Source organism: Candidatus Taylorbacteria bacterium (genome assembly GCA_039934295.1).
Lineage (GTDB): Bacteria > Patescibacteriota > Minisyncoccia > Phycocordibacterales > HO2-43-120 > HO2-43-120.
Map to the genome: position 1 here is coordinate 1 of JBDTMN010000005.1, position 20,792 is coordinate 20,792.

Annotated in this window: 18 protein-coding genes and 1 tRNA gene; 6 read left to right on the top strand and 13 right to left on the bottom strand. The window is 41.9% G+C overall.

What is annotated here, in order from left to right; translation table 11 throughout:
- Positions 1-104: 104 nt before the first annotated feature.
- The 10 genes from ABI430_02015 to pilM form a co-directional block, all read right to left on the bottom strand.
- Complete coding sequence (locus tag ABI430_02015; protein MEO8637657.1) at positions 105-593, bottom strand: prepilin-type N-terminal cleavage/methylation domain-containing protein; 489 nt, start codon at positions 591-593, stop codon at positions 105-107.
- Between the two features lie 136 nt (positions 594-729).
- A complete protein-coding gene (locus ABI430_02020; protein MEO8637658.1) occupies positions 730-1,125 on the bottom strand; it encodes a type II secretion system protein in 396 nt (131 codons plus the stop codon).
- Positions 1,126-1,495: 370 nt separating this feature from the next.
- Positions 1,496-2,698, bottom strand: a complete 1,203-nt coding sequence (locus ABI430_02025; protein ID MEO8637659.1) for a type II secretion system F family protein — start codon at positions 2,696-2,698, stop codon at positions 1,496-1,498.
- Between the two features lie 98 nt (positions 2,699-2,796).
- Complete coding sequence (locus ABI430_02030) at positions 2,797-3,861, bottom strand: PilT/PilU family type 4a pilus ATPase (GenBank protein ID MEO8637660.1); 1,065 nt, start codon at positions 3,859-3,861, stop codon at positions 2,797-2,799.
- 94 nt (positions 3,862-3,955) lie between these two features.
- Positions 3,956-4,348 (bottom strand): response regulator, encoded by a 393-nt coding sequence (locus tag ABI430_02035; GenBank protein ID MEO8637661.1) that lies wholly within the window; start codon positions 4,346-4,348, stop codon positions 3,956-3,958.
- A gap of 95 nt (positions 4,349-4,443) precedes the next feature.
- Entirely contained in the window at positions 4,444-6,159 is a 1,716-nt protein-coding gene (locus tag ABI430_02040) for a GspE/PulE family protein (GenBank protein MEO8637662.1), read from the bottom strand.
- Positions 6,160-6,266: 107 nt separating this feature from the next.
- Positions 6,267-6,608 carry a hypothetical protein gene (locus ABI430_02045; GenBank protein ID MEO8637663.1) on the bottom strand — a complete coding sequence of 114 codons (342 nt, stop codon included), beginning with the start codon at positions 6,606-6,608 and terminating at the stop codon, positions 6,267-6,269.
- A 156-nt stretch (positions 6,609-6,764) separates the two neighbouring features.
- Complete coding sequence (locus ABI430_02050) at positions 6,765-7,337, bottom strand: hypothetical protein (protein ID MEO8637664.1); 573 nt, start codon at positions 7,335-7,337, stop codon at positions 6,765-6,767.
- 4 nt (positions 7,338-7,341) lie between these two features.
- Positions 7,342-8,019 (bottom strand): hypothetical protein, encoded by a 678-nt coding sequence (locus tag ABI430_02055; protein ID MEO8637665.1) that lies wholly within the window; start codon positions 8,017-8,019, stop codon positions 7,342-7,344.
- Between the two features lie 94 nt (positions 8,020-8,113).
- A complete protein-coding gene (gene pilM / locus ABI430_02060) occupies positions 8,114-9,247 on the bottom strand; it encodes a type IV pilus assembly protein PilM (protein MEO8637666.1) in 1,134 nt (377 codons plus the stop codon).
- A 157-nt stretch (positions 9,248-9,404) separates the two neighbouring features.
- Between pilM and ABI430_02065 the strand changes: the two genes are divergently transcribed.
- The 6 genes from ABI430_02065 to dcm all read left to right on the top strand — a co-directional run bounded on the left by ABI430_02065 (position 9,405) and on the right by dcm (position 14,515).
- On the top strand, positions 9,405-10,064 hold the full coding sequence (locus ABI430_02065; GenBank protein MEO8637667.1) for a phosphoribosyltransferase family protein: 660 nt from the start codon (positions 9,405-9,407) through the stop codon (positions 10,062-10,064).
- Between the two features lie 95 nt (positions 10,065-10,159).
- Positions 10,160-10,246, top strand: a tRNA-Ser gene (locus ABI430_02070).
- Between the two features lie 458 nt (positions 10,247-10,704).
- On the top strand, positions 10,705-11,367 hold the full coding sequence (gene radC / locus ABI430_02075; protein ID MEO8637668.1) for a DNA repair protein RadC: 663 nt from the start codon (positions 10,705-10,707) through the stop codon (positions 11,365-11,367).
- Positions 11,364-11,816 carry a DUF3883 domain-containing protein gene (locus ABI430_02080; GenBank protein MEO8637669.1) on the top strand — a complete coding sequence of 151 codons (453 nt, stop codon included), beginning with the start codon at positions 11,364-11,366 and terminating at the stop codon, positions 11,814-11,816. Before radC ends, ABI430_02080 begins: the two co-directional genes overlap by 4 nt.
- Positions 11,809-13,206, top strand: coding sequence for a Sau3AI family type II restriction endonuclease (locus ABI430_02085; GenBank protein ID MEO8637670.1), 1,398 nt, complete (start codon positions 11,809-11,811; stop codon positions 13,204-13,206). Before ABI430_02080 ends, ABI430_02085 begins: the two co-directional genes overlap by 8 nt.
- Positions 13,207-13,237: 31 nt before the next feature.
- Entirely contained in the window at positions 13,238-14,515 is a 1,278-nt protein-coding gene (dcm, locus tag ABI430_02090) for a DNA (cytosine-5-)-methyltransferase (GenBank protein MEO8637671.1), read from the top strand.
- Positions 14,516-14,879: 364 nt separating this feature from the next.
- On the opposite strand, the gene ABI430_02095 is transcribed toward dcm, so the two are convergent.
- From ABI430_02095 to ABI430_02105, 3 genes are all read right to left on the bottom strand, one after another.
- Positions 14,880-16,160: a hypothetical protein gene (locus ABI430_02095; protein MEO8637672.1), complete on the bottom strand. Its 1,281-nt coding sequence runs from the start codon at positions 16,158-16,160 to the stop codon at positions 14,880-14,882.
- 35 nt (positions 16,161-16,195) lie between these two features.
- The gene (locus ABI430_02100; GenBank protein MEO8637673.1) at positions 16,196-16,666 is read right to left on the bottom strand and encodes a hypothetical protein; all 471 of its coding nucleotides are present in this window, start codon (positions 16,664-16,666) and stop codon (positions 16,196-16,198) included.
- Positions 16,667-16,883: 217 nt separating this feature from the next.
- Complete coding sequence (locus ABI430_02105) at positions 16,884-20,702, bottom strand: hypothetical protein (GenBank protein ID MEO8637674.1); 3,819 nt, start codon at positions 20,700-20,702, stop codon at positions 16,884-16,886.
- Positions 20,703-20,792: the final 90 nt, after the last annotated feature.

Sequence of the window (20,792 nt, forward strand, 5' to 3'; positions counted from 1 at the left end):
AACCGCTATGTAGAGCGGTTTCTTCATGTCAAGGACGGTCCTTGCCGGAGGCTTTGTCCTTTTGCTGGAGGCCTTAAGACCTTGCTGGGAGCCTTGGAGGCCTTCTACTTGCAAATATTTGGGTACTGTTGCGTAAGTTGACCTGCATATACATAAAATTGTTGAAGTTGAGTAGGGTTGATGTAATTACATTCGGCTACAGGATGTCCAGTGAGTCGGATGAGATAAGACGTAGTAGCTCCTGATCCAACTCGATAATAATCTACACCAGTCGCACCAAGTTGTGTAGCGGTAGGCAAAAGAGCCGGTTCGCCCAAGCAAGCCGCTGACCCAGCAACGGTTTCTAGAAAAAGTCCAGAACCTGAATTGTTGCATATTGCTACCGCGGCTTTTAAAGAACTTAATGTTGCCTTTGTAGCAGCGATTTTTGCCTTATCTCGAGCAGTAATTAATGACGCCATCACAATTGACGCCAAGACGCCGATGATTGAGATGACGACCAAGAGTTCGATGAGGGTGAACCCTCGCTTCCCAAACAAGTTACCGCCAAATTTTGGTGTTCGGGTAAAACCTTTTTTTATGTTTGAATACATATTTTTTAATTAATTATAACTTAAAACTTTCAATGATTATATTATAAGACATATATACTTTTCAAGCAAAGGAAAACCCGCTTTACGCGGGTTTTCCTTTGCTAATATCAAGATGGAGACCTTACGGATGCCCTCTTTATTTACAAGTCGAGGGAAAAACAAAACCGCTTTGATCTATATAAGTGGTAGCTGTCGGACACTTACCCAATACGGTTGTATCTCCAGCAGTAATGAATATCTTGAAATCGTCTGTTGTAGCACAAGTAGCATCATAGCCGGCTTGTGCTGTGGCAGTAGCAAATGTAGGATGGGTTCCAATTATAGCGGCAGCAGCGACATCCGCAACCTTATCGTCACACGCTACAATCATAGCAGGATGAGCACCTGTCGCTTCTGATTTGAAGGCAGCGACTCTTGCCTTATCTCGAGCTCCATTCAACGACACCAACACAATTGACGCCAAGATACCAATAATTGCAATAACGACCAAGAGTTCGATAAGGGTAAACCCTTTTTTCATAGATGAATACATAATTTTATGGTTAATTAATATTAAATGAAATTTATATTTTGGGAGTCAAGGAACGACCTTTTTTAAGATGGTCATACGACCATTGCTCCTTAGTAAGAACTAAGGGTTACCTAAGGTCGCACCTTGACTCGAAGACGTTTATTTTTCTTCGACCACTCCCATAAGAGGGAGTCGTTATATACCAATGCGTGTATTATACATCAAAGAAATGCGCAATGGAAAGGGGATGTGGATAACCCGAGATTATGTAACATGTAACATATAACATGTAACATGAGAAAGAGGGGAAATTTCTTTTTCAGACGCTTCGAAAGAGAAGATCAAGGCCCGACCTTTTTTGGGACTTAAGGTCGGGCCTAAAAGAGGAAGACTACGCGGAGGAAATATTGTAAATAGGGAGAAGGACGGAAGCGAGAAGAATTGCGACGCCCACTCCGAGTCCTACAATCATCACCGGCTCAATCAGGCCCACCATGGTGTCCACCGCAGTCGTAACTTCTCGACGGTAAAATTTGGCGAGATTTTCCAATATGCTCCCAAGCTCTCCGGACTCCTCTCCCACTTTCATCATTTGAATCAAGATACTCGGCATCTCTTTGTATTTGCCCATTGAGACCGAAAGGGGGCTTCCACCTTTGACATCTTCATTCACCGCTAACAAAATCTTCTGGTAGTACTTGTTTCCCACCACGTCTGCCGTAATCTCGAGCGCGTGGACGATTGGAATAGCGGACATGAGCATCGTGTTCAGGTTGTCGGCAATTCTTGAAAGGTAGAGCTTCTGATAAAGCGAGCCCAAATAGGGAACAGAAATTTTGAAACGGTCAAAAGCAAGCCCTCCTTCCTGAGTGCGAATGTATCGAATGAAGAAAAAGACGCCCACAATCAAAAAGACGACAATAATAATGCCGTAATTGACGAAAAAATTGCTCAAGCCAATAACAATCTGGGTATAGATAGGAATCTGCTGACCCGACTCTACAATAATCGCGGTGATTTTGGGAATGACGACCGTGAGCATCAAAATCATGACCGTCACAAAGGTAAAGATGACGAACCCCGGGTATATCAAAGCGCCTTTCACTTTTGAGGTTACCTCGTAGGTGCGGTCGAGATAGTCGGCAAGGTAGCTGAATATCTGATTCAACTTGCCCGATTCCTCTCCGGAACGAATCATGCTGATGTAGAATGTGGAGAAGATTTTCGGGTGCTTTGCCATGGCGGCGGAGATAGAGCTCCCGCCCTGTATATCATCGGCAACCTTGCTCAATGTTTCCGACAAAAGATGGCTGTGCGCGTCCCCCGCGAGCAGTCTGAAGATGCGGAGCGCGGAGATTTGCGCTTCAAAAAGGGTCGCGAGCTGTCTTGAAAGGATGACGATGTCTTTGTTTGAAACACGGTCAAGAAAAGCGATGTTTGTGCCCAAAGAAAATCCCTTTTCTTCCGGCTTGATGGAAGACACGGCAAGTCCCCGCCTCTGAAGCGAGCTTATTGCCACATCAATGTTGATGGCCTCGATCGCCCCGTCTCGCGGAACGCCTGTTGTATCGACTGATTTGTAGTTAAAAAGCATAATTTCTATATCACTGAACTGACTCGGACTAAGAACTCGGAACGACACGGAAAGGTTCCGATTCTGTTCCGTGCTCGAAGTCCGTGTTACTTCCGTGGTTATATCATTCTTTCAAGTGTCTTCGTGTTTAACGAATGCTGATAGGCGCTCTCGATGGTAATCTCGCCCGCTCGGACCAGATCCGCCAAGCTCCGGTTCATGTCTATCATTCCCAGCTCCAAGCCGGTTTCGATAACGGTATTCAGCTCGTGAGTCCTGTTTTCGCGAATGAGGTTCGAGACGGCGTTGTTCGCTATCAAAAGCTCGTAGGCAGGAATGAGGCCTCCAGAGATTCGCGGAATAAGTCTTTGGGAAAAAATGCCGGTCAAGCTCGATGCAAGCTGAATTCTAATCTGGCCCTGCTGTTCGGCAGGAAAAGAATCTATGATTCGGTTTATTGTTTGGGCGGCATTGTTGGTGTGAAGGGTAGAGAATACCAAATGCCCGGTTTCAGCGGCCGTAACGGCTGTAGCAATCGTTTCAATCCCCCGCATCTCACCTATCAAAATCACATCCATGTCCTCCCTGAAGACGGAGAGAAGCGCGCTCTCAAAGTCTTTGGTGTCAAGCCTAACTTCCCTCTGGTCGATAATTGCTTTTTTCTGCTCGTAGATGTACTCGATGGGGTCTTCAATCGTGATGATGTGCTCCGCGCTCTCCTGATTGATCATCTCAATCATAGCGGCGAGAGTAGTGGACTTGCCGTGCCCCACCGGACCCACCACGAGAAAGAATCCCTGCTGTTTTCGGGTAAAATCTTCGAGTATCGGAGGAAGATTGAGCTCGGCTATGGTTTTTATTTTCCTTGGCACCAGCCGAAGAGCAAAGGCGATAGAACCTTGTTGGAAATACCCGTTTCCCCTAAAACGCCCGATATCTTTATAGGAAAAAGAAAAATCAATCTCCTTGGTTTTCAAGAAAAGGTCTCGGTTTTCCGGAGTGAGAAGCTCGCGGACAAATCCGTCGGTATCCGCTTTGGTCAAGACCGATTTTTTGACGAGGGGAATCAGGAAGCTTGCCACGCGAATAGTCGGATGCCTGCCTTCGGAGAGGTGGATATCCGACGCCCCTTCCTTAATAACTATGGATAATAAATCGTCTAATTCTGCTTTGAAGTCTGTCATAATATTTCACTGAACTGACTCGGACTAAGAACTCGGAACGACACGGAAAGGTTCCGATTCTGTTCCGTGTTCGAAGTCCGTGTTACTTCCGTGGTTACTTTTTCTTTTCCTGAATAATTTTTTCGACTTCTGTTACCACTTCTGAAGGAATGGTGGTCGCTTTGACAATGTAGCCGTCGATGCCATATTTCTTCGCATTTTCGATGTCCTCCGATTGGCTCTGGTTGGAAAGAACGATAATGGCGGCGAGAGGTGCAAGATGCAGTCTCCTCATCTCCTGCAGAAATTGAATGCCGTCAAGGTCAGGCATTACAATATCCACCGTAATCGCATCCGGCAAAAGTCCTTCTCGAAGTTTTCTTAAAGCATCATTGCCACCTGCCGATACAATCACGTTGAATCCTGCCTTCTTGAATTTTATGTCGTACATGCTTAAAAGAAATGCATCGTCGTCGATTACTAAAATTGTTTTTTGTTTTGAGTCCATATATATATTTCACTGAACTGACTCGGACTAAGAACTCGGAACGACACGGAAAGGTTCCGATTCTTCTGTGTTCAGAGTCCGTGTTACTTCCGCGTTTATAACCTGTTCACTTCTTCAAACGGTATTTCTCTCTTGAATGCTTTAATAATAGCATCTTCTTTCATTGTAAGCATCCCCTGCTCACGGCCGATTCTCTTGACTTCGCTTGCAGAAGGATTTTTCAGAATGACCGCCTCGAGCTCTTTACTCATTTGGAGGACTTCAACGACCGCCACTCGCCCGCTCGTGCCCTTCGGGTGTTCCGGTGTGGCGACTGCTTCGAATACATTGGCACCCATGGGAATTTCTTTCTTGAATATCTCCGGCAAGTCCTCAAATTCTTTCTCTATGAGAAGCTTGATACTCCCTTCGACAGGAATTTCTTTCCCAGCGCCTTCCGGCAACACTCGCGCCAATCTCTGGGCAATTGCGAGAATTAATGTCGGCGCAATCAAGAACGGGTCAACTCCAAAATCGAGCAGTCTGGGGATAACTCCTACGGCATTGTTGGTGTGAATGGTGGAGAGCACCAAGTGCCCAGTCAAGGCCGCCTGAACCGCAAGACCGGCCGTTTCTTTATCGCGAATCTCTCCCACCATGATGACATCTGGGTCCTGCCTCAAAGTCGTGCGAAGACCGGTGGCAAACGTGTAGCCGATTTCCGGAAGAACCTGCGACTGACTCATGCCCGGGATATTGTATTCCACAGGGTCCTCGAGGGAGAGCACGTTTTTGGTCTCTTTGTCCACCTCATTTAACATTGAGTAGAGTGTTGTAGACTTGCCCGAGCCCGTGGGGCCAGAAATTAAAATAAGGCCGTAGGGGCGCTTGATGGCGTCAATGATGAGATTCAAATTGCGCGGAGTGAGCCCGAGCGCGTCCAGACGCTTCACTCCCTTTTCCGAATCGAGAATTCTCATCACCACCTTTTCTCCGTAATAAGAAGGGAAGGTCGAGACGCGAAAATCAATTTTCCTGTCCTCGATTTTCGCGCTGAAGCGACCGTCCTGCGGCTTCCTTTTTTCATCAAGCTTCATATTGGAAAGAATTTTGATTCTCGCCACCACCGCGGAATGGACTTTGACAGGTAGAACAATTGAGGTGTTGAGAATCCCGTCCACTCGGAAACGCACACGAATGTTTTCCGCCATATGCTCGATGTGAATGTCCGAAGCGTTGCCGGCAGTCGCGTAGTGGAGAATGGTGGCGACGATTTTGGTGACCGGAGCATCTTCGATAATGGTCGTCTTTCCTTTGGTCACTATAATATCTTCCTTCGGACTTTCCGGTTTTCCCTCCGTTGCAAGTTCTGTGTCAAGCTCAGTCAAAGCTTCCGTTACCTCTCCCGAGAGACCCTTGTACATTTCAATCACCCGGTCAAAATCTTGAGCCGAGACTAAAAAAAGTTTGAAAGGCAAGCTGACTTTTGAAGAGATGAAGGAAATGGCGTCCCGCGCTTCTATACTGTCTGGGTCAACGAGACCCACCTCCAAGACACCATCCGAAAGTCCTATCGGAACAAAACGATAGTAAGCGGCCGACTCCTCCGGCACGTATTTTAAAATCTCAAAAGGAATAACCAGATTTTTGAGGCTTCTTGACGGAATTCCCAAAGCTTCGCCCTTGTTCGTCAAAATGACCTCAGGGCTGACTCCCTTCGCAATCAAAATCTCCTCAATCGGTTTTCCTTTTTTTTCGGCCTGCTCCTTGATGGAAGAAATATCCTTCCGTTCAATGATTTTTTTTTCAGCCAAAACTTCTAATATACCCATAGTGTATGACCTATAACTAATAACTGAATAACCGATAACAGAGTAAAATCATCGCGTTCTTTTCTGGTCATTCAGTTATTCAGTTATTCAGTTATGAGTTATCTGACTCACCTCGTTTGTGTCGACGTCGATATCGGTTGGGAAAGGTTTCCAACTCCTATTGGCGCGAAAGGATTACTTCTGCCTTGAGGCTCTGCGGTCACTTTTCGAGAAAAATCCTGGAGAGATAGAAAGGTCTTGGTTCGAAAAATTGTGTCGCTCATCGTAATCGAGTTTACGGTCTGGAGCTCCGCAATAATATCCTTGCCCACAAGCGTCTGGGGCTGTCCCGATTGCTCTAAAGCATCCGAAGTGGAAGGAGTTCCCTTGTTCAAATACTTATAGCCGATAAAAACCAGAAGCAGGGCTATGAGGACTCCTATAATGATGGTTATTTTTTTAGTTGACATCCGGTTAGAAGTTTATGCCTTAATAATTTTCTCTCATTTCTTGCTTTATTTCAATATCCTGGATCCCTCCCCACTTTTGGAACAAACGATGTTCAAAAAATCAAAAGTGGGGAGGGATGACAAAATAAGAATTTTGTCACTTTTCACTTTCAACTTTTACTTAAGCCAGTACGTGCTCGCATTTACGGTAAAATCATACAGGGTGGAATCTTTCTCGACTGGCTTCAAGATGATGCTCGTCACATCAAGAATACGCAGACTTCTCTCTAAATCCGTAAGAAAATTGGAAAACTTATCGTATGAAGTCGTGAGAGTGAAAGACAGGCTCGCCTTGTCAAAATCGGTTTGCGCCTGACCCGTCGTACCCGTGGTGTCTGCAACCCCAGCAACTTTAGCGTCCTGCGGATTGGCCAATTTAACCGTTTTCACAAGAATACCGTGATTGTCAGCTATGCCGTTTAAATCCGATACCATTCGGACTGTGTCTACGTTGTCCGGCATGAGTTTCCCGAGTTTTTCCAGATTATCTTTCCCTATCGCCTCCTTCTTTTTCACCAGCCCATCACGGAGCGTTGTCAACTGTTTTGCTTTTTCGAGCGCATCCTGGTACACGAGCACTTCTTTTTTCAAATCCAGATTTTTGGCGTACTGCCCGCGAATAAATCCGAAAAACAATCCAGCGGAGGCTAGTAAAAGGATAATTGGAGTTATGAGGCGGTTTGAGTACATATTATTATCGTAAATTTGTTGTTGTCGCGGAAGAGGTCGTTGCTGTCCGCGTGGTGGAAGCTGTCGGGGAGACGATTGGGGAGACTACCGGTGTTACTCCGGCCGAGCTAATCTTATACAGAAGCAAAGAAGGGTCAACGCTCATCTTAACTTTAAAGGAGACATTCCGGTTCTCGTCGAGGGCTAAGTCATAAAAAGAAGGGTTCTTGAACGCCTTTTGTTTTCTGAATATGTCTGACTGGAGAGTGACCGCATTAAAGCCTCTCCCTATGCCTTCCATGGACACGTCGAAAGAACCCAATTTTTCATCGCCAAATTGAAATGTCTTGAACTGAACTGTCTGAAGGGTGAGACTTTGAAGGGCCTGAAAAAGCGAGGAAATTCCCGTATGACTTCCCAGAATTTTTTCAGCGATTTGAATTCTTTTGTCATCGCGCGCCAAATCGGCGATCAAAGCAGATTGAATGTTCTTTTGCTCCACGGCAAGCTTCTCGTCCATAACTTTAATATTATTTTTGAGATAGTAGTTGTACCCAAAGATTCCGATTGACCCAAGAAAGACTATGACGAAGAGAATTATCGAGATAAGCGAAAATAAGCCGACACTACTGCCACGGCTTCCTCCCCCGCTGTCCACAACAGGTTTTTTCGGGATAAATGATGCTTGTCCTCTTGGTTCCATATATATTTCACTGAACTGACTCGGACTAAGAACTCGGAACGACGCTGAAGGGTTCCGATTCAGTTCCGTGTTCAGAGTCCTTGTTACTTCCGTGTTAATCTACTTCCTGCAACTTTCGAAGCGCCAATCCAACCGCAACGGCAAACTCGGGACCAGCGGATTTCAAAATGTTCGCGAGAAACGCAGGTGCTTCCACTTTTGAAAAAGGGTCCGCCGAAATTACCTGTACTTGAAAAGCCTGCTCGGCCATTTTGAGAAATCCCTGCAACCCCGACCCTCCTCCCGTAAGAACGACCTTGCCAACATTTTTATTATACTTTTTCTGATAGCTTAATAATAATCTATTCGACTCGGAAAATATATAGTCAAGTGTTGATAACATTATGCCCTGCATATCCTTGTTTCCGCCACCAAGGTCGAGCCCCTTTGTTCGTTTCAGATTTTCGGCCTCTTCCACGCTTACCGACATCGCCCTGGCAATGCCCAATGTGAGGTCTTGGGAACCCCGGTCAATAATATGTGATGTCTTCAAAATGCCACGCTCGACAACATAGAGCTTGGTCGAACTTGCTCCCATGTCAAAAATCATAACCGGACTAACCTCGGCATCGAGCACGGCTCGGATGGTGCTGAAAATCTCAATTTCAAAAAAGCTCGAATCAAGTTGCGAAAGACGAACGATTTCTCGCATGTCATTCAAAGCATCGTTGTGGATAACTACAAGAAGGACCTGGGTTTTCTCAAGTTTTTTTTGAAGCACCGGAGCGTTGTTTCCCTTGTCTCCCTGAATCTCTTCTTCCTCATTCCAGATTTTGTCCTCTCTCGGCAATATCCACCAATCGAGCGTAACTTCGGAGATAGAAACGGGAATATATTTTCTGGCCTCCAAGGGAATCATATCCGCTATCTGCTTTTGATCCGTAGTCGGCACCTCAATCAAACTAATTAAGCTCGAAGACATCGAAATAGAAATGCCGCACTTTTTTGTCGTCGCATTCGCCTCCTTTAATATATCGTTCAGAGCTTCAGCAACTTTCCCAGGCGGAAGGTGAGTCGCCCGTCCCACTTCGAGCCCGGCATAGGGACCAAGGGCAAGAGCGCCGTATGTTTCCAAAACGGCTTTTCCTTTCTCTTTTCGAAGCTGGACGAGCTTGATTGAGGAAGGTCCGATGTCCACCCCGAGGACGCTTCGGTCATTTTTTTTAAATAATTTCGATAAAAATGACATGAGTATTGGTAGGTGCTAGGTTTAAGCTGTTAGGTGTAAGTATGAACAAAAAAGAAAGTGAGAATCTTTATCAAATTTTCTTAAGCTAACACCTTACACCTCGCACCTCAAACCTGCTGACTATACATGATATGATTATAGCACTATTTTGGACTATATGAAAAAAATAAGCGAGTTTTTGCTTGACTTTCTTTTTCCTGCTTCAAAAAAAGCGGCAAGAATCGAGAAAATGACCGCCAGCGATTTTCGAAAGGAAATCGGGGTGGGAGACGCTATGGGAGCGCGCGGAGATAAGGATATTCACCCGCTTTTTGAATATCGACATCCCCTTGTTCGCGAGGCAATCTGGCAAATAAAATATAAAGGAAACAGAAAAATAACGAAACTCCTTTCGGAAATTCTCTACGAGGAAATCGTTGCCGAAATCGAAGATCGCGCCCTCTTTGAAAACTTTAAAAACCCGCTTTTAATTCCGGTGCCAACAAGCAAAAAGCGACTCCAAAAAAGGGGATTCAATCAGATGGAACTTTTGGGCGGGGAGCTCAAGAGTCTCGACGAAAATAGAACATTTGAATTTAGTCCTGGCATTTTGATTAAAATAAAAGACACTCTGCCACAGACGCTTCTTAAAGATCGTCGTCTCCGCCTCGGAAATCTCGTCGGCTGTTTCGCCGTAACAGACGCGCAAAAAATTAAAAATAGAAACATCATTTTGATTGACGATGTGTTGACGACCGGCGCAACTCTCGCCGAAGCAAAACGCGCGCTTATAAATGCAGGGGCGAGGAGAGTGATTGCGTTTACACTGGCACATTAGGGAAAGGTGTTAGGTGTTAGCTATTAGCTGTTAGCTTTTCGAAAGAGAAGAAAAAATGGAGAGAAAAAGAAAAATGTGATACATTACGTTCAAATGGAAGGGTGTCAGAGAGGCCTATTGAGCAGCTTTGCTAAAGCTGTAAGGGGTAATTCCCTTCGAGGGTTCGAATCCCTCCCCTTCCGCAGCGAAAAATTGTTGCAATTTTGAGCAAGGAAGGGAGAGATGTGCCTACGCACATCTCGTGAGGGATTCGAAGACCTTCTCCCTTATCCCCCACCACTTTGTTGCAATGTGGTGGGGGATGGGAAAGGTGTACTGGTCGAGTAGCGACCGTTAATCCCTCCCCTTCCGCCAATGATTCGCAAGGACAGCCCTGATGCTGTCCGAGCGAATCATCATTGCGTGATTGGGGAGGGATTCGAAGCCCGATTGAGCATTTTTTCGAGCTTCTTAACGTAGAAAAAATCCAATCGGGGTACTGAAACTGTAAGTTTCGAATCCCTCCACTTTCTTAACCCCGCAGCGTTGCCGAGAATCGTCCCCTTCCGCAATTTTAAAAAATTCTAATCTGACATTTTCAACAATTGCAAAATGGAGGAGAGTGGTCAAAATTTCAATTGATAAACTTTTGAAATAAACTATGCCCAAAATTAAGGATATACCAAAATTTGATAGACCTAGAGAGAAACTGGAAAAATATGGTTCAGGAAAATTATCTGATGCTGAACTTTTAGCAATTCTACTTCGAACAGGTACGAGAGATTTAAATGTTTTAAAATTAGCTCACAAGATTTTGCAAAAATTTGAAAAAGAAAAATTTGTCAATATAACAATTGATGAATTGAAGACCATTCATGGATTAGGTCCAGTAAAGGCTTGTGAGATTATTGCTTGTTTCGAGTTAGGAAAACGTATGTTGAAAGGCAAAAAATCATCAATTTTACTTTCTTCTAAAGATGTTTGGGAACGGATGGAAGATATTAGAGGGAGCAAAAAAGAGCATTTTGTAGTTTTTTATTTGGATAGTAGAAACCAAGAAATACAGAGAGAAATTATCTCAGTAGGGACTCTCAATGAGAGTTTGGTTCATCCCCGAGAGGTTTTTGAGGGTGCAATCAAAAATAACGCTTCCTCGATTATTATTGCTCATAATCACCCTTCAGGAGATTTGGGGCCATCTGAAGCTGATATTGAGATAACAAAAAAATTAATCCATGCTGGAAAAATTCTAGATATCAAGGTTGCTGATCATGTAATTGTCTCCAGCTCATCTTTTATGGGTTTTATTGCAAATATCGTATGAAAATAAAAAGTGACAAAAAAGCTAAAGAAGAATTTGCAGAAATTCTTAAAACTAGAGGTTATTCTGATGTGCGGATAGTAAAGCAACCAGCTGATATTACTGCTATAAAAAATGATACAACATATTTTTTTGAGATTAAAAAAACTTCTGCGAAGAAGGAGTATTTTGGTGCAGCGACACTTACGGAATGGAGAGCTGCATATGAAAATCCCAATAGTTATTTTTTTGTTATAGCACAAGAGATACCAGAAGGTTTTAATTTTATTGAGTATACTCCTGATGAATTTGAGAAATTCTCATCTATTCCTCCTTTTAAAATATTTTTCAACATACCTTTAAATGGAAATAACAAAGTTGAAACAAGAAGGAAAAATAGGTCTGCAATTCAATTTATGAGAGAAAAATTGATAAAATTGGACGAGATATTTTCAACTTTTAAAAATGGCTAAAATATATCAAACAAAAGAACAAGTCTTGGAAAAAGCAGAAACAATTTTGCATAAATCTTTGCGTGAGGTTATTTCCTTAGAATCACTTGGAATTATTGAGACCCAAATTGGAGAATATGGAATGAAGCGCAAAGGATTTTTGGGTGATTTGATAGAAAAATACTTTTTTGATATTAACCCCGGAAATATTAGTGAGCCAGATTTTAAAATTGCAGAGGTTGAACTTAAAACTACTCCACTAAAGAAACATGGCAATAAAAAATTAGTTTCGAAGGAAAGATTAGTTTTCTCAATGATTAACTACGACACTGTCGTGAATGAAACATGGAAGCTAAGCTCTTTCTTAAAAAAGAACAGGTCATTATTATTGATGTTCTACTTATGGATGGAAAATAGGAGTATTCTTGATTATGAATTTAAATTTGTTCATCTATTGAATTTGCTAGAAGATATTTCTAGTGAAGATTTTTTTCAAATTCAAAAGGATTGGGAGTATATTGTTTCAAAAATAAAACGAGGAGAAGCACATCTTTTATCTGAAGGCGACACTTACTATCTCGGTGCTTGTACGAAGGCGGCGAATAGTCGAGTTGTAAGAGATCAACCAATGAATCGTATGCCCGCAAAACCCCGTGCATTTTCTTTCAAACAACAATATATAAATTATCTGATCCAAACAAAGCTACTTGGCGAAAAAACAAACACAGACTCAATTTTTAAGAAACAGAGACGAATTGAGACTATAGAAGATTTAATTAAGGAAAAGTTTTCTGCGTTTATAGGAAAAACTGACAAAGAAATACTTAATAAACTTGGCTCAAATCTCGGCACAAAAGCAAAAAGCTATAAGAGATTGATTGTTAATAGGATTCTTGATGTTAATTCAAATAACATCGAAGAGCTAGAAAAAGCCAATATAACTCTTAAGGTAATAACACTTGAACATAGTGGGACACTTAAAGAATCTATGTCATTCCCTGCATTTGATTACAAAGATTTAGTAACTCAAATTTGGAATGATGACGAAGAAGAATCAATGGCTGATTTTCACCTACAACTTGAAACTAAAAAATTCTTGTTTGTTGTGTTTCAAAAACAGAAAGGAAGTGACGACATAATACTCAAAAAAACTATGTTCTGGAATTTTCCAATGAAAGATATTTCTGAGGCGGAGAACGTTTGGCAAAAAACAATTGATTGTATTAATGATGGTAGGTACGATAAATTACCAAAACTCAAAGATAGTCATGTGGCACATGTTCGTCCTCATGGAAAAGACTCGACCGATACAATTGCAACACCTCAAAATACACAGGAAATGAAGCGCTGTTTTTGGCTTAATGCTAAATATATACAACAAGCCATAGAAAACAAAAAAGATCAAGGTTGATCAATTTGTTGCTATTTGCTATAATTACCTCATGAAGAAAATACGAGTTGCTGAATTATTTGCAGGTGTGGGTGGGTTTAGAATTGGCCTGGAATCTGCTGCAAAAAAACAAAAAAACCTTAAATATGAGGTTGTCTGGAGTAGTCAGTGGGAACCGGGTGCAACCACTCAACACGCATCAGAAATATATGAGTTAAATTTTGGTAAAGATGGACATTCAAATGAGGATATCCAAGAGGTCATCGCAAATAAATTTCACGAGATTCAAGATCACGATTTGCTCGTTGGCGGATTCCCTTGTCAGGATTATTCCGTCGCAAGAACACTAAGCCAAGCTAAAGGATTAGAGGGAAAAAAGGGGGTACTCTGGTGGTCAATTTATAATATCCTCAAAAAAAAAGGGAAAAATGCTCCCGGTTTTCTTATGTTGGAAAATGTTGACCGTCTTTTAAAATCACCATCTGGCCAGAGAGGTCGTGATTTTGCAGTTATGCTCTCATCTCTTAATAATTTAGGATACATCGTCGAATGGCGAGTAATAAATGCGGCCGAGTATGGAATGCCTCAAAGAAGAAGAAGAGTCTATATCCTAGGATATAAGAAAGGAACAAATATTTACAAAAAAATTAAAGCCGAAAAAAATAAGGAAAAATGGATAAATAATGACGGAGTCATTGCAAAAGTTTTTCCTGTAAAAAATACAATTACCAGCAATAACAGATTTTTCTTAGAGAAAGATTTAGTGAGACTATCTAAAAATTTTTCACTGGGTAAATCAACGAAAAGTCCTTTTGAAATCGCAGGCATTATGATTGACGGAGATGTTTACACACACAGAGTTACTCCTGAGTACAACGGCAACCTTACTACCTTAAGAGACCTTGTTGAGTCTGATGAGAAAAAGATTCCAAAAGAATTTTTTATTGATACTAAAGATATGCCTATGTGGAAATATCTTAAAGGAGGGAAAAAAGAAGCCCGAAAAAGTAAAAATGGATTCACCTATGATTATTCTGAGGGTGCTATGGTTTTCCCCGACTCATTAGAAAAACCATCTAGAACTATAGTGACTGGAGAAGGCGGTTCTTCACCTTCAAGATTTAAGCATGTAATAAAGACAAAATCAGGAAGTCTCCGCAGGTTAATACCGAAGGAGCTTGAAAAATTAAATATGTTTCCAGAGGGTCACACAGAAAAAATGCTCAATGGGAAACTGACTCCTGACATAAAACGTGCTTTCATCATGGGTAATGCCCTTGTCGTCGGCGTAATAGAAAAATTGGGAAAATCTTTGGCTATGTTTCTGTAGGAGATGAATTTTAAAATAATCTTGATGCTTTGTATAATCTGACAGAGAAGTCCGCCTTCGGCAAGGACCGTCCTTGACATAGATTTGTCGAGCTTGATACTTCTGACAACTTTCTCAGCCTATACTCGGCACCTTCAATCATGGAAGAGTAAGCAAAATTAGACCACACTTTTCAAAATAGAAAGGGCACCTTTCTATTACCTTTCTATTACTGAACGTGCGGTTCAGAATCTTCGTTGGGATTTCGTTCCATATCTACTAACAAAAGTCAGTAAACTTAGGAACGTTTCTTATTAAGTTGTAAGGTAACTATAGCAAAATACACCTAAAAGAACAGGTTTTTTAGCTTCCGTGAATATAGAAACTAAAGTGATTTTAACCAATCAATGACCTTAATATTAGTTTCAAGCATTTCGATCACTTCTCTTTGTTTTGGTTCTTTTCCTTTATGCACAATCTCATTTCTTGTCTGATCGTAGAGCGTACACCACTTATTCCAAAGAGGTTCATCGGCTTCGTATAGAGATGTACTTTTTAGTTCTCTTAAACATTCTTTTAACCTTTCTTTTGTACGCCAATGCTGATCAAGATATTTTACCGCATCAGGTTCAGAATCTCCTCGTAATAGTAATATTTTGAATAAAAAGTTTTCCAAAAAAATCTCAAGTGCCTGAAATGATTGCACTACTGCAAGAGTGAAATCTTTGTTATCCAAAGACGTTTGAGCATCTAGTAACAGAAGATCGAAAATCTCAGGTTTTTCTCCCTTTTCAAGCATCTCTTTAATTTTTGTGATCTCATTCTTAGATCGATTCATTGTGGCAGTCTCAATACCAAAACCTGATCCCAATATGTAAAATCCTTTATTATGTTCTATGAAATAGATTGTATTTATCTCAAGCGTACCCAATCTTTGGACAAAGCCATTTCTAGTTACCCCACGATAGCTATCTATCAATTTATTCACTACTGTAAGAGCAGTCTCTTTAACGTCGTCGATAACTTTTTCTAATTGGTTTCGATTAGCCAATTCTTGTACAGAAGTTGTTTTGTCGAATTGAATATAAAGAGCTGAATATCGGAACGTGCCATTTTGATCTTTCATTCTCTCGATATTTCTACCTGTAAAGTCCTGTTCCCATCCATCATCAAAATCAACAGGTACTTTTGGAGTTAAAATTACACTGTTATTAAAATATGTTGTTTTATCTTCTGAAAAGAAATCAATCTCACTCGATTTTACCGCACCCTCCTGAGCTTTTTTAGTCCATATTTTTCTATGTATCAACAAAGCCTTGATTCCTAGTTCTGGTAGATCAACCTCTAGTTCATAGTGATTTGGTATATGTAAGCAGTACGGTAGGTGTGCCTCAACAAAAATATTACCGTAATCACAGTCTTTGAGGGCATCAGGATTATCATACTGAAAAGCCATTTGTGTCGTGTATATCGCGCTTAAAGGAGTAAGTCTTACAATCTGTAAATCTTGTTTGATCTTTTCTCTTAGATTTTCTTCTGGTGTCTCTGTAAGTTTATCTTTATTTGCGATTAGTGAGAGTTCTTCTTCTGAGGAAGTTTCTCCTACGGTAAAGACACCTTTGATGTTAATTTCAGTCTTGTTTTTGATTCTAAGCGGGTCTGCCATATAGTTGTATGCCTATTTTAGCAAATATAGGTATTTTATATAGGGTCTATATTGTTCTCCCTCAGTAACCTTTCTAAGTGCTCGATCCGTTGTTCTTGTTGGGTTAGTTGAAAAGCAACCACAGCGCTAGATGAAAACTCGTGAGGGCGTTTTAGCTCCAAGTATCGCCACGATGATTTTACATCTCCATTCAATAACGCTTGGAAGATTGCTTTGCGAGCAAGCAGTATTGGAGTGGCTTGTAAAAGCTCGATTTTGTTGCGAAACTCGGGATTATTTTTACAGTATCGATAGAACGAATCTGTCGAAATACCCGCCAAATTACAGGCTTCTTGAGCTGTACCACCTATTGAAGAAACATACTGTAATTTCGCAACAACCTCATTTTCGTCTTTCCCGTCAAAGACAGGTCTACCAACGTATCTATTTTTGATCCTTGCTCGATAAGGAGAGAAAGTTAATACAACATCACGGACTTTGAGTTTTTGCTTCTGAAATGTAATCATAGAGATTAAGCAGTTATATCAGCGGTTTCCTTAGATAGTTTAGGTATATAAAAATAATTTGATGGCACTACCCAATAGGTTCTAATGTCATCTACTACCCTCCGCCCATACAAAAAACGAGCACTCTGGAGGTGCTCGTTTTTTGTATGGGCGGAAGTTTTTAACCGAAGTTCGAACGTTTTTTTAAAAAAATTCGCAACAGAACTATGTAGTCCACTTAAATCCTAAAACTCTCTTTGATAATCCCCTTCTTGTTAGTCGACACATCCTTGCTCATTATCACAGTATAACTACCATCTGCGTTTTTCTTTTGAATTTCAACGCGAAATTCACCAGGTGGCACCAGACAATAGTATCTTCCATACGCATCAGATACGACCGATTTTATTACGGCAAATTTATCCGGAGTATATACCTTTATGATTGCGTACGAGAGAGGTTGACCCGTCCGCGAATCAATCACTGTGCCATACTGACGACCCCTAATTCCAAACATATACATCACACACAGAATGATGTAAGCGAATGAGAGAATGAGGTTTAGAGTGGAGAAGTTGAAAATATTTTCGACAATAGTAAACACCAAACCTGCTCCAAAAAGTATTTCACGTACCAGAGCAAATATTCGCTCATTTTTAGAGTGAAAAATCATCAGATCTTTGTCATGCTTTGCGAATTCGTTCCAATCAAACCCAACAGGATCTAAAGGAATATTTTTCTTCACAATTTCACCTGAAGAGATGTCAATCATTCCTCCAAAATACAAATCACCGTAGATTTCATCAAAACCTTTTCCCGACATTCGTTCCGAAGGAAATACACAGTGGGTCTTTTGAGCTTTCAACGTATACTTTCCGGGAGATAAGAGAAAACCGTATCTCCCGTCAAGGTCGGTGATTGACTCCGCTACTACGTTGCCCGAGATATCGAGTGCCGAAACAATCGCGGGATCAAGTGGCTGTTTGGTAACACTGTCGTATACCGTCCCCCATGGAGTTATTCTCTTTTTTATTCCAAAAAATATGAGGAGCAATCCCCAAAATCTTCTTAGTTGCAAAAGTAGTTCCGCAAGTGAATTGAACGACAGAGAACTTGAAACGACAGCGAGAAAAGGCACAATGAGACCGAGTGCTTTGACAACCGTTGCCTCTTTCGAATTTACAATAGTTTTGGATATACTTGTAGCGTCATCTATGATCCTTCCGACAACTGAAGTAAGACCTGAGACAATCGATACGAAAGACGTATTGCTTCCTGAAGTCGATATGCCATTGTTACCAGACGTGTTTTTTGTGTTGTCAATATTGTCAACATTATTGTCCACACTAGAATCGAAAGGTCCTGGGTTATTGTCGTTGGGATTAGTCTGCGTGTCGTTCATATTTGAATCAAGAAGAGGGTCATTCACCGGTAATTTATTTGGCGGTGGCGTCGGAATAATCGGTGGTCTAACTACACGAGTAGTATAGTTCTTCTGGAATTCGAGTGGTATAGGTGTGCGGCGCGAAGACGAGCCTCCGGAAGAACCGCTCCCAGTAGAGCTAGGTGGCACAACTGGAGGAACCGGACAACTTTCTGTCGCAAACATCACATCCTCTCCATAGGAAAGTCCCACGGTACTTCCGGCATATGCCGCCATGTGATAGGTGGTATCGCAAATTAAATCAGTAATCGGGGCAGTGAAAGTTCCGGCCGAGAAATCTCCCGATTCAGTTGTGGTTGAGGTGTAGGAAGCAGTAAGACCATATACGATACCTCTCACATCTGGAATGACATCTCCTGTTGCCGTAATCGTTCCATTACCCGTAGCGGTAGTTTGGGTAATAGATGAAACTGCTTGAGTTGTAACGGTAGGGGCGAAAACGGCAATAGTGGTGGTCGAGAGTATGGCTCCAGTTGACGTGCCAGTAGAATTAACAGCATACGCTCGGAAGTAGTAGAGGGTGTTCGGAGTAAGACCGGTGAGATTTTCGGAGAATGATGCAGTTCCGATTTGAGCGCCCAAGGTTGAGGTGGCAATTACCGTCGAGAGGTCTGCTGACGTGCCATATGCAAAACCGCTTTCAGTTGCATCCTCTCCGCCGGTATCGGTGATGACTCCGTTTAAGGTCGCAGTAGTTTGAGTGACGGAAGAAGCAGCTTGGGTAGTGAGGAAGGAACCAGAAGGAGCGAGCGTGGCAGTCGAAAGAATGGAACCATACGAAGTTCCAGAAGGGTTTATGGCATACGCGCGAAAGTAGTAGGTGGTGTTCTGTTGTAGACCGGTTATATTTTGAAGGAATGAGGCTGTGCCAGTTTGAGAGCCCAAGGTTGAGGTGGCAATCACCGTCGAGAGGTCTGCTGACGTGCCATATGCAAAACCGCTTTCAGTTGCATCGCCACCACTACCAGTAGCGGTTATTGTTCCGTTAAAGGTTATTGAAGATATAGTTATTGCAGTGGGGGGAGAAGTCGTAACATGCATCAAATCAACAAAAGTTACAGCCCCTAAAGAATCAGTGTAATTTAGTACGTCTGAAGCTGTGGCCGTACTCGTGAATGCTCCATTCAAAAATGTGATACCTAAATTGGATATACTATTAGCCACAGCGTGACTTGAAGCAGTACCGGTAAATGTAAGAGTTGCCGTAGTACCAGCGCCGTTTACCGTCATGAGAGGAGTGAGACCGGCCGGAGCATTGCTGAGAGAGTAATCAGTATTTAAAGTGAGCGTTGAACCAGCATGAGTAAATAGGTCATTTGTAAGAGTAGCTATGCGACTTCCAGAGACGATACCGTCATCAGCGCCGGTTTCGGTGAAAGAACCGGAGTATGAGGTAATTTTAGGTTCCGCAAATTTGTATACAATAGGTGGGTGATTGCTGTTGATACCAGCATCATTAAATATTACAAATGGAGTGTCATTGTGATCTATAGCCAAAGCAATAAAGGTTACGGCTCCAACGGAAAAACCTGAAGTGCCGACAGTGTCCCACGAGGAACCACTCCATTTTTTTACCACAATTTTGTCAGCAGGAATTGTGGTAGAATCAGCATATGCTATATATGGAGTACCTAATGAATCCGTAGCGATATTCACACTAGATGCTACTCCATCAGAAAAACCGCGTGTCCCGATAAGATTCCAGGTTGCTCCATTATATTTATATACGGTAGCTTTTCCGCTATAAGGCGCTGGGAGATCAGAGTACCCTACATATGGCAATATACCCGTAGAATCAAGAGCTAATATTTTTTGAGCCTGTACACCGAAACCTGAAATACCAGTACTTCCAATGGGGACATATTCCCAATTTAGCCCATTTAATTTTTTTACTACAGCTCTATTTCCTCCACCCACACCGGTATCTTCATATGCAAGATAGGGAACATTAGAAGAATTTATTTTAATTGCTATTTTGAATGCTGAATCAACCGAAATTGTAAATGGAGCCGTAAAAGGACTAGCACCACCGACATACAGCCAAGCAGAACCGTTCCATTTTCGAACTACAGTCTTATAGTTAGATGCGTCAACAAGATCACTATATGCTATATATACAAGACCTGTTGAATCAATGGCGATAGATGGCTCACTTTGTAGATACCACTGACTTAAGCAAGCGGTGCCTTCATATACCCAATTTACTCCATCGAATTTTTTAACGCTTATGCCAAATTGTCCTTGAGTAGGACAATGTTGATCTCTAAACGCAACATATGGAACGCCAGAAGGACTGAGAGCCAGACGTGAGTAAAGAGCGCCAACGCCACCATTGATATCTGCACTGCCCACTAAAGTCCACGACGAACCATTCCATTTTTTTAAATAACTTTTGCCGGTATCATAATATACGACATATGGTATATTTTGGGAATCAAAGACTATATCCTCCCAGGCTCCTCCATGTGGAGGAGTAAATTCTGATATTGAACCACTACCAACGATAGTCCATTGAGTAACGGCTAGTGCATTCTGGGCAATAGAAAAACTTACAATAACTGTAAAAAGCGCAAGGGCATATTTAAAGTTTTTACTATTTCGTATTTTTGACATAAAACAATTAATGGTAACTACCTGTATTATTGCCATAGAATACCACAAGCTCGCAACTCACGCACACTACTCTAATAACAAAATTTAAAC

Coding starts and splice junctions, on each gene's coding strand:
- ABI430_02065 (MEO8637667.1), top strand. CDS start 9,405: ATGAAAAAAATAAGCGAGTTTTTGCTTGACTTTCTTTTTCCTGCTTCA.
- ABI430_02035 (MEO8637661.1), bottom strand. CDS start 4,348: ATGGACTCAAAACAAAAAACAATTTTAGTAATCGACGACGATGCATTT.
- ABI430_02080 (MEO8637669.1), top strand. CDS start 11,364: ATGAAAATAAAAAGTGACAAAAAAGCTAAAGAAGAATTTGCAGAAATT.
- ABI430_02055 (MEO8637665.1), bottom strand. CDS start 8,019: ATGGAACCAAGAGGACAAGCATCATTTATCCCGAAAAAACCTGTTGTG.
- dcm (MEO8637671.1), top strand. CDS start 13,238: ATGAAGAAAATACGAGTTGCTGAATTATTTGCAGGTGTGGGTGGGTTT.
- ABI430_02085 (MEO8637670.1), top strand. CDS start 11,809: ATGGCTAAAATATATCAAACAAAAGAACAAGTCTTGGAAAAAGCAGAA.
- ABI430_02015 (MEO8637657.1), bottom strand. CDS start 593: ATGTATTCAAACATAAAAAAAGGTTTTACCCGAACACCAAAATTTGGC.
- ABI430_02025 (MEO8637659.1), bottom strand. CDS start 2,698: ATGCTTTTTAACTACAAATCAGTCGATACAACAGGCGTTCCGCGAGAC.
- ABI430_02100 (MEO8637673.1), bottom strand. CDS start 16,666: ATGATTACATTTCAGAAGCAAAAACTCAAAGTCCGTGATGTTGTATTA.
- pilM (MEO8637666.1), bottom strand. CDS start 9,247: ATGTCATTTTTATCGAAATTATTTAAAAAAAATGACCGAAGCGTCCTC.
- ABI430_02050 (MEO8637664.1), bottom strand. CDS start 7,337: ATGTACTCAAACCGCCTCATAACTCCAATTATCCTTTTACTAGCCTCC.
- ABI430_02020 (MEO8637658.1), bottom strand. CDS start 1,125: ATGTATTCATCTATGAAAAAAGGGTTTACCCTTATCGAACTCTTGGTC.
- ABI430_02095 (MEO8637672.1), bottom strand. CDS start 16,160: ATGGCAGACCCGCTTAGAATCAAAAACAAGACTGAAATTAACATCAAA.
- ABI430_02040 (MEO8637662.1), bottom strand. CDS start 6,159: ATGGGTATATTAGAAGTTTTGGCTGAAAAAAAAATCATTGAACGGAAG.
- ABI430_02105 (MEO8637674.1), bottom strand. CDS start 20,702: ATGTCAAAAATACGAAATAGTAAAAACTTTAAATATGCCCTTGCGCTT.
- radC (MEO8637668.1), top strand. CDS start 10,705: ATGCCCAAAATTAAGGATATACCAAAATTTGATAGACCTAGAGAGAAA.
- ABI430_02030 (MEO8637660.1), bottom strand. CDS start 3,861: ATGACAGACTTCAAAGCAGAATTAGACGATTTATTATCCATAGTTATT.
- ABI430_02045 (MEO8637663.1), bottom strand. CDS start 6,608: ATGTCAACTAAAAAAATAACCATCATTATAGGAGTCCTCATAGCCCTG.